The 17,076-nt window shown below is 70.2% G+C and carries 11 protein-coding genes; 10 read left to right on the plus strand and 1 reads right to left on the minus strand.

The window, feature by feature from the left end; genetic code table 11:
- Window positions 1–1,001 precede the first annotated feature (1,001 nt).
- Window positions 1,002–2,015, plus strand: a complete 1,014-nt coding sequence (locus CLV71_RS35950) for a hypothetical protein (RefSeq protein ID WP_133907367.1) — start codon at window positions 1,002–1,004, stop codon at window positions 2,013–2,015.
- Window positions 2,012–3,223, plus strand: coding sequence for a type VII secretion-associated serine protease mycosin (mycP, locus tag CLV71_RS35955; protein WP_243867044.1), 1,212 nt, complete (start codon window positions 2,012–2,014; stop codon window positions 3,221–3,223). Before CLV71_RS35950 ends, mycP begins: the two co-directional genes overlap by 4 nt.
- Window positions 3,224–3,667: 444 nt before the next feature.
- Here mycP and eccCa read toward each other — a convergent pair whose 3' ends face one another.
- Window positions 3,668–7,648 (minus strand): type VII secretion protein EccCa, encoded by a 3,981-nt coding sequence (gene eccCa / locus CLV71_RS35960; RefSeq protein WP_133907369.1) that lies wholly within the window; start codon window positions 7,646–7,648, stop codon window positions 3,668–3,670.
- Between the two features lie 148 nt (window positions 7,649–7,796).
- Here eccCa and eccD point away from each other — a divergent pair, with 148 nt between their 5' ends.
- The 8 genes from eccD to CLV71_RS36000 all read left to right on the plus strand — a co-directional run bounded on the left by eccD (window position 7,797) and on the right by CLV71_RS36000 (window position 17,074).
- Entirely contained in the window at window positions 7,797–9,194 is a 1,398-nt protein-coding gene (eccD, locus tag CLV71_RS35965; RefSeq protein ID WP_133907370.1) for a type VII secretion integral membrane protein EccD, read from the plus strand.
- Entirely contained in the window at window positions 9,194–10,615 is a 1,422-nt protein-coding gene (eccB, locus tag CLV71_RS35970) for a type VII secretion protein EccB (RefSeq protein ID WP_133907371.1), read from the plus strand. Before eccD ends, eccB begins: the two co-directional genes overlap by 1 nt.
- Before the next feature lie 147 nt (window positions 10,616–10,762).
- The gene (locus CLV71_RS35975; protein WP_133907372.1) at window positions 10,763–11,095 is read left to right on the plus strand and encodes a hypothetical protein; all 333 of its coding nucleotides are present in this window, start codon (window positions 10,763–10,765) and stop codon (window positions 11,093–11,095) included.
- Window positions 11,096–11,139: 44 nt separating this feature from the next.
- Window positions 11,140–11,427 (plus strand): WXG100 family type VII secretion target, encoded by a 288-nt coding sequence (locus tag CLV71_RS35980; RefSeq protein ID WP_133907373.1) that lies wholly within the window; start codon window positions 11,140–11,142, stop codon window positions 11,425–11,427.
- A gap of 94 nt (window positions 11,428–11,521) precedes the next feature.
- Complete coding sequence (locus CLV71_RS35985; RefSeq protein ID WP_133907374.1) at window positions 11,522–11,875, plus strand: hypothetical protein; 354 nt, start codon at window positions 11,522–11,524, stop codon at window positions 11,873–11,875.
- A 10-nt stretch (window positions 11,876–11,885) separates the two neighbouring features.
- Window positions 11,886–12,338 carry a hypothetical protein gene (locus CLV71_RS35990; RefSeq protein WP_133907375.1) on the plus strand — a complete coding sequence of 151 codons (453 nt, stop codon included), beginning with the start codon at window positions 11,886–11,888 and terminating at the stop codon, window positions 12,336–12,338.
- 50 nt (window positions 12,339–12,388) lie between these two features.
- Window positions 12,389–15,121 (plus strand): midas domain-containing protein, encoded by a 2,733-nt coding sequence (locus CLV71_RS35995; protein ID WP_133907376.1) that lies wholly within the window; start codon window positions 12,389–12,391, stop codon window positions 15,119–15,121.
- Between the two features lie 3 nt (window positions 15,122–15,124).
- Window positions 15,125–17,074 carry a WXG100 family type VII secretion target gene (locus CLV71_RS36000; RefSeq protein ID WP_133907377.1) on the plus strand — a complete coding sequence of 650 codons (1,950 nt, stop codon included), beginning with the start codon at window positions 15,125–15,127 and terminating at the stop codon, window positions 17,072–17,074.
- Window positions 17,075–17,076: the final 2 nt, after the last annotated feature.

Consider the following 17,076-nt stretch of genomic DNA (forward strand, 5'->3'; position numbering starts at 1 on the left):
TTGTGCCGGGTGCTGGGTCTGTGCCGCCTGGTAGTTCGGGTGGCCAGGTTGTGCCTGCTGTGGGTGCGGGGTCTGGTGAGCCGCGGGCAGCCGGGTCTGTGCCGGCGGCCGGTTCGGATGGGCTGGATGGTTCGTCGCCTGTTCCGGGTGCTGGTGGCCCGGTGGGTTCGGGATATGGCGGGCCAGTGCTTGGGTCGACGCCGTCTGGGGCGGCTGCCGGTTCGGGTGGGTCGCCGTTGCCAGGTGTGAGTTCAGGGTCTGGTGGATCGGTGCCGACAGTTGGTTCTGGCGGACCAGTCGGTGCGCCTTCGGTGCCGGTCGTCGGTTCGAGTGGGCCGGTTGGGTCGCCGTCCTTGCCGTCGGTGGGTGGGGAGGGAGGCTCGGGGGCCGGTGGACCGGTGCCAGGGTTGGTGCCGCCGATGTCTGCTGTCGGTTCTGGCGGGCCGGTTGGTTCACCTGCTGTGCCATCGGCGCCGGTGGCTGGTTCGAGTGGGCCGGCGGGCTTGCCGCCTGCGGGATCGGTGGTTGCCGGCGACAGGGAGTTCACGGGTTCGGGATCTGCCGGGCCTTCGGTGCCGGTCGCGGATGGGCCTTTGGCGCCTGTGTTCGTGTCGCCGCCGCCGAGTGTTGGAGCGGGTGGGCCGGTCGGCTCGCCGCCCGCTGGGCCAACCGCTGCCGGTGCGAGAGAGCCGATGGGCCCGCGACCTGAGACGTCGTTGATGCCTGCGTCCGGTCTGAGCGGGCCTCATGGCCCGGGGTCTGGCGGGCCTCCGGTGCCGGCTGCCATGGCCGGACCGCAGTTCAGTGGGCCGCCTGCCCCTCCCGTGCCGCCTGCCGGTTCGGGTGGTCCGTGGCGTGGTGAGTCCGCGCCGGCGGCTGTGCCGCCGATGTCGGCTGCCGGGGTGAGTCGTCGGTTCGAGCCTGCTGATCCGCGGCGTGGTGACACGGCGGGTGCGTGGCCTGTCGACGGGTCTGCCGTGCCTCCGACGGTGCCGCCTGTCGTGACGACGTCCGCCGCGCCTGTGTCCACTGTGTCCGGACCACCGACACCGGCGCCCCAGCCGGAACACGTCGAGCCCGCGGCCCGCCAGGATGTGGCGCCCCCCGAAACCGTGCGACCGCCTGTCGTCGAGAACCTGGCGGGTCCGGACACCACGGTCCAGCCGGTACCCGAACCGCGCGCGGCTGGGCGGGCGCTTGTCGTGCCGGGGCGGGCCAGTACCACCGGCGAGCAGGCGCGGTTCACGTCCGCGGCCGGGGAGGGTTTCGGCGAGGCTCTGGCCACCGTGAACGCCGCCATGGCCACCTGGCCCTCCATGCGCGTGGACGACTCGTTCGGGGCCAAGGCCGACTACGTCGCCGTCTGCCTCTTCCTCGGGCGCGGTGACGGCGGTGCACGTTCCCTCAACGGAGCCCTGCGCGGCGGCCAGAGCGGCGTGCTCGACGGGCAGGTTCCCTGTCTGATGTCGGGGATCCGCCGCCTGCCGACGCACCGGCGCGCGGTTCTGCGCCAGGGCAGGGTGAACGAGTCACTCGAGCACCGGAGCGCGCCCGGCACGGTGCTCACCGAACCAGGCTTCCTCGCGGGCAGCATCGATCTCGACGTCACGATGCCCGGCGCCGATCTGGACGTGCTGATCTGGCCCAGCTCGGCCCGCCGGACGTCCGAGCTGATGCTGGGCAGGCCGATCGACGAGGCGGTGTTCGTCGCAGGGGCGCGGTTCAAGGCGCTCGCGGTGCGGACGGCCGAGGAGGACGACGAGGAGTCCGAGGACGACGGGGCACCGACCGCGCCGAGGATCGCCGTCCTCTACCGCGAGCTGGCGCCTGGCGAGACACCGACGACCACCGAGCTCGACGAACGCGATCTCGTCGTGCTCGCCAAGCTGGACAGCGTGCTCGCGCGGCGACACCAGGGTTCGCTGCGGCTCGTCGACGATCCCGAGGTGGTCGCGCGGCTGACCACGTCGATGGTGGCCTGGCAGCAGGAGGCGGCAGCGGCGGTGGCGTCGTGAGACGGCTTGCCGGGCTGCTGGTCGCCTGCGCTCTCGTGGTCGTCCCGGCCGCACCGGCGTACGCGCAGCCGTCGTCCTCCCAGGAGGAGGAACCGTGCCTGCCGCCGCCGCAGAGTGTGGATCCCTCGGTACCGTGGGCGCAGCGGCAGCTAGCGCCGGACAAGGTGTGGCCGCTGACCGACGGGGCGGGCGTGACCGTGGGCGTCGTCGACACCGGTGTGGACGGTCACGTGCCACAGCTGCAGGGCGTGGTGCTCCCCGGGGTCGACACGACCCGGCCAGGACACGAGCCCGCCGACAGCGACTGTTTCGGGCATGGCACGTTCGTCGCCGGGATCATCGCGGCCGTGCCTGCCGAGGGGACGGGATATGCCGGTGTGGCGCCGGGAGCACGCATCCTGCCGATCCGGTGCGCGACCACCGACACGCCGAACGCGCCGGGTTCCCTGACCCCCGAGGGAATGGCGCTCGGCATCCGGGTCGCGGTCGACGAGGGCGCACGGGTGATCAACGTGTCGGCCAGCACGACCGAGCCGAACCCGGCACTGGCGGACGCGGTCAGGTACGCGGAGGAGCGCGACGTCGTCCTCGTGGCGTCGGCGGCCAACAGTGCCAACGAGGGCGACCCCGTCACCTACCCGGCGGCGTTCCCCTCGGTGATCGCGGTCGGTGCGGTGGACGAGGCGGGGCAGCACGCGGACTTCTCGCAGACCGGGCCGTTCGTGTCACTCGTGGCGCCGGGGGTCGAGGTGTTGGGGCTGGGGCCGGGTGGGCCGGGGCACTGGAAGGGCAACGGGACCAGCTACTCCGCGCCGTTCGTGGCCGGGGTGGCGGCTCTTGTCCGCGCGTACCGGCCGGGGCTTTCCGCCGCACAGGTCAAACACCGGTTGCTGGCCACGGCGACGCACCCGGCCCTGACGCTGCCGGACCCGGCTCTGGGCTGGGGCATGGTGAACCCGCTGGCCGCGGTGACCACCGTGCTGCCGGAGGAGGCGGGCGCGAAACCGGACATGGTCATGCCGCCCGGCGCGAACGCCGCGCCGGTCGTTCCTGAGGACGAAATGGGGCCGGTCCTGGCCTCGGCGGGCATGATCGGCGCCGTCTGCCTGGTGTTGGCCACGCTGCTGCTGGTCCGCATGTTCGGTGCCGGCCGCAAACGGGGCTTTCGCCCCGCGAGGGTGGTCGAGGTGACCACACCGGAGGCCTGACCCCCTGCGGAGGCCGAACCCACGGAAGGGCGCCTTCGGCCCACGCACCCACTGCACCGCACCGAAGGACGCCTTCGGTGCGCCCACTGCAACGAAGGACGCCTTCCTAACGCCCAGCGTTACGAAGGACGCCTTCGTAACGCCCACGGTTAGGAAGGCGTCCTTCGGTACGGGCACGGTTGCGTAGGCACCCTTCGGCACGCCCCCGGTTACGAAGGACGCTTTCCTAACGCCCACCGTTAGGAAGGCGTCCTTCGGTGCGGAGGGCCGGTGGGGCGGGGGGAGTCGGTGGGGGTTGGCGTGTGGAGAGGGGTTTGGTCGACTCAATCCTGTGGGGTGGTGAGTGGCTAACACAGCGAACGGGCGCGAACAGCCCCAGGACCAACGACACAGAAAACCGGGCCGAAGGTCCGAAGACCAACGGCCCGGTACTCCAGGAGAAACTCAGCCCTTGTCCTCCTTGACGAACCCCTCGACCAACGGCGTCTGAACCAACCGCACAGCACGCCGACGGTTCACGAACTGCCCCCGACCAACAGGCAGAACCCGCGGCTTCAGATTGCCGAGGAACGACCCCTCACCCTTCGGACAGGACAGCAACAACCCAGGCGTCCCCAACTCCCACATCCGCCGAACCGCCTGGCTCATCATCGTCCGGCTCGCCCCCGACGTACTACGCGCAATGATCACGTGCACCCCGATATCCGCCGCCTGAGGAAGTAGCGGAACCAGAGAATCCAGCGGCCCCGCCGTCTCCGCCAGCTCGTAGTCGTCAATGATGATGTACAGCCGACCACCCTCCCACCAGTCTCGTTTGGACAGACGGCTCGGGCTGATCTCCGGCCCCGGAATCCGGCCCTTGAGTGCCTGCGCCGCACCGGCGATCGACTTGGCCAAAGCCTCCGCGCCCACCGCGTACTCCAGCTGGTGACTGGTGGGCACCGAGTCGTGCAGCTCCCGGCGGAAGTCGCCGAACATGATGCGGGCCTCGTCGGACGTGTGGTGTGCTGCCACGGCCCTCGCGATGTGTCGCAGCAGGTTCGTCTTGCCCGTCTCCGCGTCGCCGAAGATCAGTAGGTGGGGGCTCGCGTCGAAGTCGTGCCACAGGGGAGCCAACTGAACGTCGTCGATACCCAGGGGCACCCGCATTTCCGACGTCGGGCTCGGGGCTGCCGGGCCTGGCAGCTCCCGCACGGTCAGCGTGTGCGGCAGCAGCCTGACCTTCGGGGCGCTCGGCGCGGTCGGCAGTGCCAGTGCCTCGGACAGCTCCACCGTCGCCTCCGCCAGGTCCTCCGTGTCCGACGTGCCGTCGATACGGGGCAGCGCGGCGAGGAAGTGCAGCCGGTCCGGGGTGATGCCGCGACCCGGGATCGCGGGCACTGTCGCGGCGAACCGGCTGTTGACCTCCGAGTCGACCGCGTCGCCCAGCTTCAGCTCGAACCTCGTGCCGAGCACGTCACGCAGCCACGGGCGCATCTCCGACCAGCGGTTCGACGCGACCACCAGGTGGATGCCGAAGCTCAGACCCCGGGCGGCCAGCTCCGTGAACTTGTCCTCGATGTCGTCGAAGTCCTGCCTCACCGTGTACCAACCGTCGACGACCAGGAACACGTCGCCGTAGGGATCCACGTCCGTGAACCTGCCTTCCCGGCGCGCCCGCCGGTAGGTGGCCATCGAGTCGATGTTGTGGTCGGCGAAGATCGTCTCGCGCTTCGCCATCAGGTTCGTGACCTCCAGCACCGTCCGCGTCACGCGGTCCCGGTCCAGGCGGTTCGCGATGCTGCCGACATGCGGCAGCTTCGCCAGCGCGGTCAGCGTGCCGCCGAAGTCCAGGCAGTAGAACTGGACCTCCGCGGCCGTGTGGGTCAGCGCCAGGCCCGCGATCAGCGTGCGCAGCATGGTGCTCTTGCCGCTCTGCACACCGCCGACGACCGCCACGTTTCCCTTGCTGCCGGACAGGTCCGCGACCAGCAGTTCGCGCTTCTGCTGCGCGGGCAGGTCGATCAGGCCCACCGGGATGGTCAGGTTCCCCGTCTGCAGGCCACCGACCGGGCGTGGGCCCAGGTTCGGGTCGTCCACCAGGGGCGGGAGCAGCTGGTCGAGCGTCGCCGACTGCTTCAGCGGCGGCAGCCACACCTGGTGCGCACGCGGGCCGACGTCCTTCAGGCGCGTGAGCAGCACGTCGAGGACCGTCTCCAGGCTGTCCTGCTCCTCCGGCTCCGGCTCGGGATCCGGGTCCGGCTGGTTCTGCGGCTCGATGTAACGCATCCCGAACGGCACGACACGCTGGTCGGCCGACTTGTCCGCCGTCCCGCGCCGCCTCGGCCGGTACGGCGACGACGAGTACGCGCCCTTGAAGCGGATGAGCGTCTGCGTGTCCGGCCGCAGGTAGCCGTTGCCGGGGCTGTTCGGCAGCTCGTACGCGTCCGGCACGCCGATGACGCTGCGGCTCTCCATCGCGGAGAACGTGCGCAGGCCGATCCGGTACGACAGGTGCGTCTCCACCTTGTGGATCCGGCCCTCGTCCAGTCGCTGTGACGCCAGCAGCAGGTGCACGCCCAGCGACCGGCCCAGCCTGCCGATCATGGCGAACACGTCGATGAACTCCGGCTTGCTCGACAGCATCTCGGAGAACTCGTCGACCACGATGAACAGCGCGGGCATCGGCTCCAGCGGCACGCCCTGTGCCCGTGCGGCCTCGTAGTCGCGGCGGGACGCGTAGTTGCCGGCGGCACGCAGGTACTCCTGGCGGCGGTTCATCTCGCCGGTCAGCGCGTCCTGCATGCGGTCGACCAGCTCCAGCTCCTCGGACAGGTTCGTGATGACCGCCGAGGTGTGCGGCAGCTGGTCGAACCCGAGGAAGGCCGCGCCACCCTTGAAGTCCACCAGCACGAAGTTGAGGTCCTCCGGCGAGTGCGTCGTGGCCAGCGCGAGCACCAGCGTGCGGAGCAGCTCGCTCTTGCCGGAGCCGGTGGCGCCGACGCACAGGCCGTGCGGGCCCATGCCGTCCTCGGCGGCCTCCTTGATGTCCAGCTCCAGCGGAGTGCCGTTGGCCGCGATGCCGATCGGCACCCGCAGCCGCCGCTTGGCGGTCATCCGCTCCCTGCGGTAACGCGTCGGCTCGAAGTGCGCGACGTCGCCGATCCCCAGCATCGCGGCCAGGTCGTAGTCGGCGGCCATCGGCTCCTCGTCCTCGGATACCTCGCCGACCCGGTACCTGGCCATCGTGCGCGCGAGCGCGGACGCCGCGGTCGCGCTGAACGTGTCGGGGGTGCACAGGGGTTTGGTCTGCGGCCTGCCGAGGCGGTCGAAGCTCACGGTGCTCGCCTGCTCCGGCACGACCTCCAGGAACAGCACGCCCGCCCGCTGGTGCCACGGCAGGCTGCCGGACACGTCGAGCACCACCGCGTTGCGGTAGCCCTCGTCGGCGGCCCGGTGGTCGCCGGGGATCGGCACGCCGTCGAGGATGAGCACCACGTACGGCTCGGACGCGGTGACCGGCGTGTCGGCCTCGAACCGGGGCCTTCCGGTGAAGGACGGGCCGCCGAGCAGCAGCTCCACCTCGCTGATGCCCTCCGCGACCAGCCTTCGCGCGCCCGCGGCGTCCCGGCTGTCCACGTCCTGGTTGTGCGGCAGCCACTTCAGCCAGTCCCAGCGTTCGAGCCGGTCGTCGGTGGCGCACAGCGCGATGCGGACGTCGGCGGGCGCGTGGGCGGTGGCGAGCTGGCCGAGCATCGCACGCACCAGGTCGAGCACGGCCGCGTCGTCGCCGCTGAGCTGGATCTGCCCGAAACCACGCAGGTACACCGCGATCGGGGCGTTCGGGAGGGTGGAGTAGGCCCGCAGGAAGCGGCGCAGGGCGTGCGCGGCCAGCGGTTCGAGGTCCTCGATCGGCTTGGTGTCCGGTGGGAGGAGCTTGATCGCCGAGCGCTGCGTGCCGACGCCGATGCGGACCTCGCCGAAGTCGTCCTGCGCCGGGCGCCGCTCCCAGAGGCGGTAGCCGAGCGCGATCGACCACAGCGCGCGCGGGTCGGGGTGGATCCAGCGTGCCGCGCGCTGCTGTGCGGCGAGCGCCTTGCGGACCCGCCCGCGCAGCTGGGTGAGGTAGCGGATGTAGTCGCGCCGGTGCCCGTGCAGTTTCTGTTTGTGTGTCACAGAGCTGCGCACGAGCTGCACGATCAGCATGCCGATGACCGACACCAGCATCATGCCGCCGCCGATGTAGGACATCAGCCCGGAACCGGGCCGGACGAACATCATCACCATCGCGATGGAGCCGAGACCCATCGGCGCGTACATCAGGACCGAGCTGATCCCGCCGCCCTGGTCCTCGGGTACCGCGGGCGGCTCCTGGATCTGTATCTCGTCACCTGGCACGGCCGGCTTGGGCCGCCGTGCCCGGCGCGCGAACAACACCGTGCTCATCGTGACTCGCTCTCCCTCTCGGTGGTGAGTGGACTTCCCCTATTTCGCGCCGGCGGGGCTCTCTACCGAGTACACGCGCGCCGGGCGGGATTAGGTTCGGGCCTGGTTCAGGGTCTGGGATCCCTGGCAGGAAAGGACCTGACACCAGATGGAAGAGCAGACACAGCATCGCACAACGACATCGGCGAGGCTACGGTTCGTCCTCGGGAACAAGGCGACCGAGGTGGCGCTGCCGACCGAGGCGACGCTCACCGACCTGTTGCCCGCGGTGCTGCCCCAGTTCGGCGCCGACTGGATCGAGCAGGGCGCCGACCACGAGGGCTGGGTCGTGCAGCGCGTCGGTGAGGCCCCGCTGGACGAGGACCGGACGCTCGCCGAGCTCAACCTGCTCGACGGGGAGACCGTCTACCTGCGACCGCGTGCGGACCAGCTGGCCCCGATCGACTACGACGACCTCGTCGACGGCGTCGGTGAGCAGGTCCGCGACCACCCCGGCGCGTGGCAGCCCAAGCACACCCGCTGGATGTTCCGCATCGGCACGGCCCTCGCGCTGCTGCTCGGGCTCGTCGTGCTGCCCGGCGCCGGATCCCTTGGCACGCAGGCGTTCCTCGCGCTGGCGGGTGCGGCCCTGCTGCTCGGCGGGAGCGCGCTGGTGGCGCGGAGCGTGCCCGACCCGCCTGGGGCGATGATCCTGGCCGGTGCCTCGGTCTGTTACGCCGTGCTTGGCGGTGTGCTGCTCACGCGGGTGCTGGCGCCCCTCGCCACCTCGACGGTCGAGGCGACCGTCGGGCTCGTCGTCGCGTTCGTCGTGCTGTGTGTCGGGGTGTTCCTGGTCGCCGACGCGGCACTGCTGTTCGCGGGCGCCATCCTGTTCGTCCTCATGCTCGGGATCACCGGGGTCATCGCCTCCGTGGCGGACGTGAACCTCCAGCAGGCGGTGGGGATCGGCCTGTCGATCAGCCTGATCGTCGGGGTCTTCCTGCCCGCGACGTCGTTCCGGCTGTCCGGGCTGACCCTGCCGATGCTGCCGACCGACGCGCCGGAGCTCTCCGAGGACATCGACCCGGTGCCGGCGAAGATCGTGGTCGAGCGTGGCGTGGTGACCGTCGGCTACTCGACGGCGCTGCACGCGGGCCTCGGCGCCGCGGTGGCGGTCCTGCTGCCGATCCTCGTCGTCGACGGCAACGGCTGGACCGAGGTGCTGTCGCTGGTGATCGCGTTCCTGCTGTTCCTGCGGTCGCGCCATCCCAGCGGTGTGGTGCAGCGGTGGGCGGTCGTGCTGCCCGCGATCGTCTGCGTGATGGTGAACCTCCACCAGTTCGCCGGCGAGCGCACCGAGACGGGCAGGCTGCTCGCGGCGGTCCTGCCGTTGTTCGCCCTCGGCGTGGTACTGCTGCTGTTCAGCAAGATGATGCCGGGCAAGCGGCTGCGGCCCTACTGGGGTCGCGCGGTGGAGATCCTCGAGTCGGTCGCCGCCGTCGCCGTGGTCCCGATCCTGTTGCAGGTGCTGGGCGTCTACGCCTGGATGCGTGGGTTGGCAGGCTGATGCAGTCCAAACGGGATCAGGTACAGGCCTACTTCTTCGTGGTGGGCAGGCTCGTGTCCGCCGTGGTGCACGGCAGGCCGGACGCGCTGGCTCAGCCGAACAAACGGCTGAACACCGGCACGTTCCTCGGCGTGATCCTCGGGGGCGTGCTGATGGGCGTCTTCGGGATCATCGGGTTGTTCGTCCCCGGCGGCAACGTGACGTGGCGCCAGCCGGGCGCGATCGTGATGAACGAGGACACCGGCGCGCGTTACGTCTTCCTCGACGACCAGCTCCGGCCGGTGCTCAACTACTCGTCGGCGCGGCTCGCCGCGGGGAAGAGCGGCGGCCAGGTCTTCAAGGTGTCGCAGAAGTCCCTCGCCGACACGCCGGTCGGGCAGCCGATCGGCATCCCGGGCGCCCCGGACGCCCTGCCTGCCGCGAACGCGCTCGACAACGGTCCGTGGACGGCGTGTGCGCAGGAGGGGGGCACGGGCGCCCAGGCGACGGGTCCGACGTCGACCCTCCTGATCGGACAGTCGTTCGACCTGACGGTGGTCCCGTCGCAGGCACTGCTGGTGCGTGCGCCGGACGAGACGACCTTCCTCGTCTGGCAGGGAAAGCGGCACCTCATCCCAGGCAGGGCCGAGGCGACGGCACTCGGCTACGGCGGTGTCGACCCGGTCGACGTCACGGCGGCCTGGCTGAACCCCATCCCGCAGGGCAGGGACTTCGAGGTCCGCAGGACCCCGGACACCGGGGCGCCGGGCCCGGACATCGACGGCGAACCGAGCGTGGTCGGCCAGATCTACCTGGTGCGCAACCCGGCGATCGGTGCCGACCAGCTGTACCTGGTCCGGTCGGACGGGTTGACGCCGCTGTCCCCGACCGTGGCGGCACTGCTGCTGGCGGCGCCGTTCACCAAGGAGGCCTACCCGGACTCCGCCGTGACCCCCATCGAGGTGGGACCGGGGGCGCTGTCCGGTGTGCCGTCGACGAACAGCGGCCCCGACCTGGTCGAGGGACTGCCGCAGATGCCGCCGGAGATCGTGACTCCCACCCCGGACGACTCGGCGTGCGTGGCGTTCTTCCCCGTCGGCAAGGGAGAGATGCGGGTCGTCACGGGGTTCGTGCCCGCGACGGTCCACAAGGAGGCCATGCCGGTCGCCGCGCACGAGGAGGGCGTGACGACCGACCGGGTGCTCATCCCGGCGGGCGGCGGTGTGCTCGTCAGGGAGCAGCAGTCGCCGGAGGCGGCGCTCAACGCGGTATACCTCGTCACGGAGACGGGGGTGAAGTACCCGCTGGCGAACTCGGACGTGGTGCAGGCGCTGGGCTATTCCGCGCAGTCCGCCGTGGCCATGCCAGGCGAGATGCTGGCCCTTCTGCCGACCGGGCCGGTGCTGAGCGTCGAGGCCGCGTTGAGCGCCCAGCAGTCATAACCGGCTCATGAGGGGAGTTCCGCTTGTTCGCCCCCCAGCGGTCGAGACCGGACTTCCTTGCCGAATCCGAAACTAACGTGTGAGTGGTAGCCAGGCTGTCTGCGGGCTGCCGGGGCTTACCGGAAGAAACGAAACCGAGGAGATCTCATGGCGCACACGACACAGCTGGACCCGGACGAGATCCGCAAGCAGGCGGACAACCACGACACGACCCGCGAGGACATCGTCGCGCAGCTCGAGCAGCTGAAGACCGCCGTCGACGACGTCCTGGGCAGGAGCACGAGTGCGGCCACGCGTGCCCTCAGCACGTCGACCGACACCTGGGTGGAGAACGTCAAGAAGTCGGTGATCGAGCACATGAAGGCCATGGCGGACAACATCCGGCGTGAGTCGAACAACCAGGAAGGCACCGACGAGGACTTCAACCAGCAGATCATGAACATCCCGCTGGAGACCGGCACCTTCCTCGGCGTCAAGTAGCCGGCCAGAACCTCCCGACGACAGCGGAAACCAGGAGAACAGCGATGATCACATACGACTACCCCGCCATCGACGAGGCCATCGACATGATGACCAAGAAGGCAACCGAGATCGCGAACCAGACCGACCAGCAGCAGCAGCAGGTCAAGGCGATCATGGGCAACTGGACCGGTACCACGGCCGACGCCTACAACAAGCTGTGCGACGACCTCGAGGCCGACCTGCGCGCGAACGTCGAGATCCTGAACAACCTGAAGACCACGTTCGGCCAGGGTGCGGACGAGATGAAGCACCAGGACGCCAAGGGCGGGCAGAACGTCGCCGGCAGCTGATGCCCGCACGGTGTGTGTGCCGGGCGCCATCCCGCCCGGCACACATCACACCGGCCAGTCCTGACACGTCCACCGTCCTGTTTGGAGTACCGCGATGACGACGACGAACATCAATGTCGAGGCCGTGAAGGACTCGGCGGCCAACCTCGGGCGGATCATGGACGACATGTCCGCCTTCAACGCACTGCGGGCGTCCTTCCCGTCGATCGGGAACTTCGACCTCGCACAGCAGCTGCAGGTCATCATCGACGACCGCCGCAACGGTGTCGTCGCGCACGCCGACCAGCTGCGGATCTCGCTCGACGAGATCTCGGCGGCGCTGAACCAGATCGCCACGAACGTCGAGAACATCGACAACGGCAACGCGGCGGCGATCCTCGCCGTCGTCGCCGATCTGCGGACCCGCGTGAGCGAGGACCTCGCCGGGCTCGGCGACCCGGCGAGCTGAGGGATCGGACATGGCCGACAAGACGGAGTACAGCTCCACGGACATCACGAACATCGCGGGCGAGGTCGGCAAGATCCTCGACGACATGGCGCCCTTCATCGACCTGAAGAACCACTGGCCCAACGCGGGCAAGTTCGAGCTGGCGCAGTGGCTCGAGCGGATCGTGGACGACCGCCGCAACGCGATCGTGGCGCACGCCGAGCACCTGCGGATGACGTTCGACAGCCTCGAGACGTCGCTCGTCCAGCTGGCCAAGGACTTCACGACCACCGACGGGGAGAACGCCGCCGAGATCAAGAAGGTGCTCGGCGACCTCGAGGACAAGATCGAGGGCCAGTGGGACACGTGGGACGAGAACACCGAGAAGGACCACCACAACTACTCGCCTGACGACAAGGTCAAGAACAACTCCACGGACGGCGACGGCTACAACGACGACCTCAGCGTTCCCATCGGGGACTAGGTCCGCACGAACAACACCGGTTCCGCAGCACGATCGACAAGGGTTGGAAAATGGCCAAATCGGAAATCCAGGACGTTGGTCTGTACAACGCCTCGGCACCGCCTCTGGATCCCATGCGGTACACCACCCTCAACGACCTCGTCGACGTGACCGCGGGACTGGTGGTGTCCAACAACGGTGAGAAGGACGGCGCTCAGGCGAGCCTGTCCACCAACACCACCGCCGAGGCGTGGTACCGGCTCGAGACCCAGATGAACGCGGCGACCAAGAAGCTCGGCGAGGTGAACGACGCCTTCGCCAAGCAGATCAAGGCGTTGAGCGACAACCTCAAGGGCGAGGCGGGCGACGCCTTCAACGAGTTCGCCACGGACGCGCTCAAGAAGAGCCAGGACCTCTACAACACACTGGACACCAAGAAGTACGGCCTGATGGTCGGCAACATCGGCCACTGCATCCAGTGGTTCGCCAACCGCTGGTGGGAGATCATCCAGAAGTCGGACGACGCCCGTACCGAAGCCGCGTTCGCGGTGAAGGCCCTCGCCGCCGCCCGCGCGGAGGCCGCGACGTCGACCGCCGACCTCCAGGACGTGCTCGACGAGCTCAAGACCGAGATGGACAAGGTCGACGACGCCGCGGAGAAGGCGCTCATCAAGGACCTCCAGGACCTCCTCGGCGAGATGGGCAGGCAGTACAACTCGCGGGGCCAGGACCTCGCGCCGATCTACATCGCGGGCGGCGAGCAGGCCAAGTCGGGTGGCGGTGGCGGTGACGACGAGGACGACGACGAGGACGACGACGAGGACGACGACGACAGCGACGACAGCGACGAGAACGACGACAGCGAGGACGAGGACGACGAGGACGACGAGGACGACGAGGAAGAGGACGACTCGTCCGGTAGCGATTCCGGTAGTGGTTCCGGTAAGGACGCCGACCTCGCCGCGGCCAAGAAGGCGGCCGAGGACGCGATAGACGGCGTCAAGGCCAAGACCGACGACCCCGAGGCGAAGAAGGCGCTCGACGACGCGAAGAAGGCGGTCGGCGACGCGATCGACGGGCTCGGCGGCGAGGGTGGCGGCGACGGCTCCGGCTCCGGTGCCGGTTCGCCAGGTGGCGGTGAGGAAGGCGCGGGCTCCGGCTCGGGTTCCGGCGCCGGTTCGCCCGACACCAGCGCGCTCGACGACGCGAAGAAGGCCGCCACGGACGCCATCGACGGCGTCAAGGCGGGCACGAGCGACCCGGAGGCGCAGCAGGCGCTCGACGACGCGAAGAAGGCGGTCGGCGACGCGATCGACGGTCTCGGCGGCGGCGAGGGCGCGGGCGACGGCCCCGGCGCGAGCGGTGGCGGCGCACCGGGCGGCGGTTCGCCCGGCATGGGCAGCTCCGGTGGCGGTTCGTCCGGCGGTGGCTCCGGCTCGCCGCGCTCGAAGGCACTGGAGGACGCCAAGAAAGCGGCCCAGGACGCCATCGACGGCCTGGCGGACGGCACCGACGACCCGGAGGCCGACAAGGCCCTCCAGGACGCGAAGGACGCCGTCGGCGACGCGATCGACGGCCTCGGTGGCGACTCGGGCATCGAGGCCGCGAAGGACCAGGCCAAGGACAAGGCCATGGACGCCATCGACGACGCGATCGGCAAGACCGACGACCCGGCTGCCAAGCAGGCGCTCGAGAACGCGAAGGACGCGGTCGGCGACGCCATCGACGGCATCGACGCCGACAGCCCGGCCGACGCGCTGCAGAAGGCGGGCGACGCGGCGAACAAGGCACTCGACGACGCGTTGGGCAAGACGGACGACCCGGCGGCCAAGCAGGCGCTCCAGGACGCCAAGGACGCGGTCGGCAAGGCCATCGACGGCATCGACCCGGACACGGCCGGTGCGCTCGGCGACGCCAAGGACAAGGCGCTCGACGCGCTCGACGGCGTCAAGGACGGCACCACCGATCCGGAGGCGCAGCAGGCGCTCGACGCGGCCAAGGACGCCGTCGGCAAGGCGATCGACGGCCTCGACGCCGGTGCGGGCACCGACGCCATCAAGGACGCGGGCGACGCGGCGAACAAGGCACTCGACGACGCGCTGGCGAACACCACCGATCCCGAGGCTCGCCAGGCACTCCAGGACGCGAAGGACAAGGTCGCCGACGCGATCGGCGAGCTCGACACCGACAAGCCGTCGACGATCTCCGGCGGCCCGGGCGCCGAGGACCCGGAGGCGAAGCAGGCGCTCACCGACGCGCGGGGTGCGGTGGACAAGGCGCTCGACGACCTGATCGGCAAGGAGACCGACCCGGAGGCCAGGCAGGCCCTCGAGGACGCCAAGGGCGCGGTCGACAAGGCCATCGACGGCATCAAGCCGCCGAGCAGCGGCATGGACGCGATGAAGGACTTCCTCGGTGGCGGTGGTGGTTCCTCCGGCGGCGGTGGGGGCGGTGGCCTCGGTGGTGGACTCGGCGCCGAGTCGGCAGCGGCACTGCCCCGTGCACAGTTCGACACCGACGTCGCCCAGCAGCGCGGGTTCACACCCGCGGGGGTGCGGACCGTGTCGAGTCCGATGGGCGCGTTGACCCCCGCGATCCCGGGCACCCCGGCCATGTCGGCGGGCATGCCCATGGGCGGCGGCGGCATGCCGATGGGCATGGGCGGCATGGGTGGCATGGGCGGCCAGCAGAACAACGAGCGGGAGCCGCAGATCTGGCTGCAGGCCGACAAGGATGCGTGGACGGACGACGCGGACGGCCAGGATGACGACGGGGTCGTCGGCCGCCGGACGACGAGGACATAAGCGATGCCCGACGGTTCGCCACCCAACCCGCCGCCGAATCCCAACGACCCGTGGCTGGAAGGACTGACGTTCGAGCAGATCGCCCAGCTGATCAACGAGGTCAGCCCGGACGTCTTCTACCAGCGTGCCTCGGCCTTCGACCAGTCCGGCGGGCGGTTCCAGGACGTGCTCGACCGGGTCCGGCACGAGATGAACCTCGTGCGGGAGGCCTGGACCGGCAAGGCGTCCGACGACTTCGACGCCGTGGTGCGCGAGGTCACCAGCAAGATCAGCAACGTGCTCCAGTTCCTGCAGAACCCCGGCTACGGCGCGACCCTGCGCGACGCAGGCGACCGGCTCGCCGACGCCCAGCAGCGGTTCCGGGACCTGCAGGGGCAGAAGACGCAGCAGGAGAGCACTCCGCCCGTGGCGGGTGGCCCGTCGCCGGAGGAGACGGCGAAGGTCAACGACGACTCCGCCAAGCAGATCCTGCGGGACCTGCGCACGGTGTACTGGGACGTCGGGAACGCGCTCACCCCGTTGCCGTACAAGCCGCCGCAGGTGGTCACCGACAAGTCCGGGGTGGACCCGAAGGACATCGTCACCAACAAGGTCGTCACGAACCAGCCGGGGAACGGCACGCCGAACCCCGGCGACGACACGAACACGAACAACGACACGAACTCGTACGCGAACGGGGATTCGAACGCGAACCCGTACGGGCCGTCGTTCATGCCGCCGACGATGCTGACGAAGTCGGCCGTGACGACCCAGCCCGGCCAGCACGGCGGCGGCGGTGACCGGTTCCAGTTCACCGGAGGGCAGGGCGGCCAGGACGGGCAGGTGCTCGGCCGGTTCGGTCCGGGTGGCGGCGAGAGCTTCGGCGGCCCCGGGCCGGGTGGTCCGTTCGTGCCGGGGCAGCTGGGTGCCACGTTCTTCGCCGGGGGCTCGCCGGGCAACGGGCCTGGCGTGCTCGGCCAGTCGAAGTCGTACGCCGCCGCGCGGGCGAACGATCCGCTCGAGCGGATCGACGACGAGGCGAGCGAAGCAGGCGGCATGACGCCGTTCGGTGTGGTGGCACCCGCGGTGCTCGGCCGGTCGGAGAGGTCGGCGACCTGCCGGCCGGAGGGTGCGACCGCGACGGGCAAGTCCGGCAAGGAGAAGGACAGCGGGCGCAGGACGGTCGACAACGTGCTGCTGGAGGAGACCCTCCCGGAGACCGAGTCGACCGAGACGCTGTCCACCGAGCTGCCGGAGCAGGAGAAGCAGAGCCGCGTCAGGACGGCCGTCGACGCGCCACCGACACGGGTGACCGAGAAGGCACGCGAGCTCGCGGGTCACGCCATCACCGCGTCGGGGGAGCCGCTCGTGGCCACCACGCACGGGATCGCGGCGACACCGGCGCTGGAGACCCTGGCACTGCCGCAGGTCGAGCCCGCCACGCCGGTCGAGCCCGCCAAGCCTGCCCTGACACCCGCGCTGGAGCTGGGTCCGGAGTCGAAGAAGTTCTTCGGGCTCTCGACATCGGCCGGTGGCGGCGGCGGTGTCACGCACGCGATCGCGCTGGACCCGCAGTCCCGCGGCATGTTCGCGCCAGGCACCGCGACAGCGGACGGCCTCACGGTGTCCGACCAGATCACGGGTGCCACGGCGCCGGGAGCGTCCGGTCGCGGCGCCGTCACCGACCCGAACGCGTCGCCGCACATGGGTGGCATGCCCATGGGAATGATGGGCGGGATGGGTGGCATGGGCGGCCAGCAGCAGAACGGCGGGCGCATGGCCGCCATGCCGAACGAGCCGCGACCCGAGGTGTGGGACCCGTCGAACGGCGCGCCCCACGCCGTCGGCCGCCGTGAACAGGAGCGCGAGCAACGCGAGGAGCGCGCGCCGGAGCCGCTTTCCAAGGAACAGGTGCAGGCCGCGCTCGCCGAGAAGTTCGCAGAGCTCGATCGGTTGATGGAACGAGGGAAATGACG

The sequence above is a fragment of the Actinophytocola oryzae genome, from assembly GCF_004364325.1.
In the GTDB taxonomy this organism is placed as follows: Bacteria; Actinomycetota; Actinomycetes; order Mycobacteriales; family Pseudonocardiaceae; genus Actinophytocola; species Actinophytocola oryzae.

Bases quoted from the DNA above. Each gene is read 5' to 3' on its own strand.
- eccCa (WP_133907369.1), bottom strand. From the start codon at position 7,648: ATGAGCACGGTGTTGTTCGCGCGCCGGGCACGGCGGCCCAAGCCGGCC.
- eccD (WP_133907370.1), top strand. From the start codon at position 7,797: ATGGAAGAGCAGACACAGCATCGCACAACGACATCGGCGAGGCTACGG.
- eccB (WP_133907371.1), top strand. From the start codon at position 9,194: ATGCAGTCCAAACGGGATCAGGTACAGGCCTACTTCTTCGTGGTGGGC.
- CLV71_RS35975 (WP_133907372.1), top strand. From the start codon at position 10,763: ATGGCGCACACGACACAGCTGGACCCGGACGAGATCCGCAAGCAGGCG.
- CLV71_RS35980 (WP_133907373.1), top strand. From the start codon at position 11,140: ATGATCACATACGACTACCCCGCCATCGACGAGGCCATCGACATGATG.
- CLV71_RS35985 (WP_133907374.1), top strand. From the start codon at position 11,522: ATGACGACGACGAACATCAATGTCGAGGCCGTGAAGGACTCGGCGGCC.
- CLV71_RS35990 (WP_133907375.1), top strand. From the start codon at position 11,886: ATGGCCGACAAGACGGAGTACAGCTCCACGGACATCACGAACATCGCG.
- CLV71_RS35995 (WP_133907376.1), top strand. From the start codon at position 12,389: ATGGCCAAATCGGAAATCCAGGACGTTGGTCTGTACAACGCCTCGGCA.
- CLV71_RS36000 (WP_133907377.1), top strand. From the start codon at position 15,125: ATGCCCGACGGTTCGCCACCCAACCCGCCGCCGAATCCCAACGACCCG.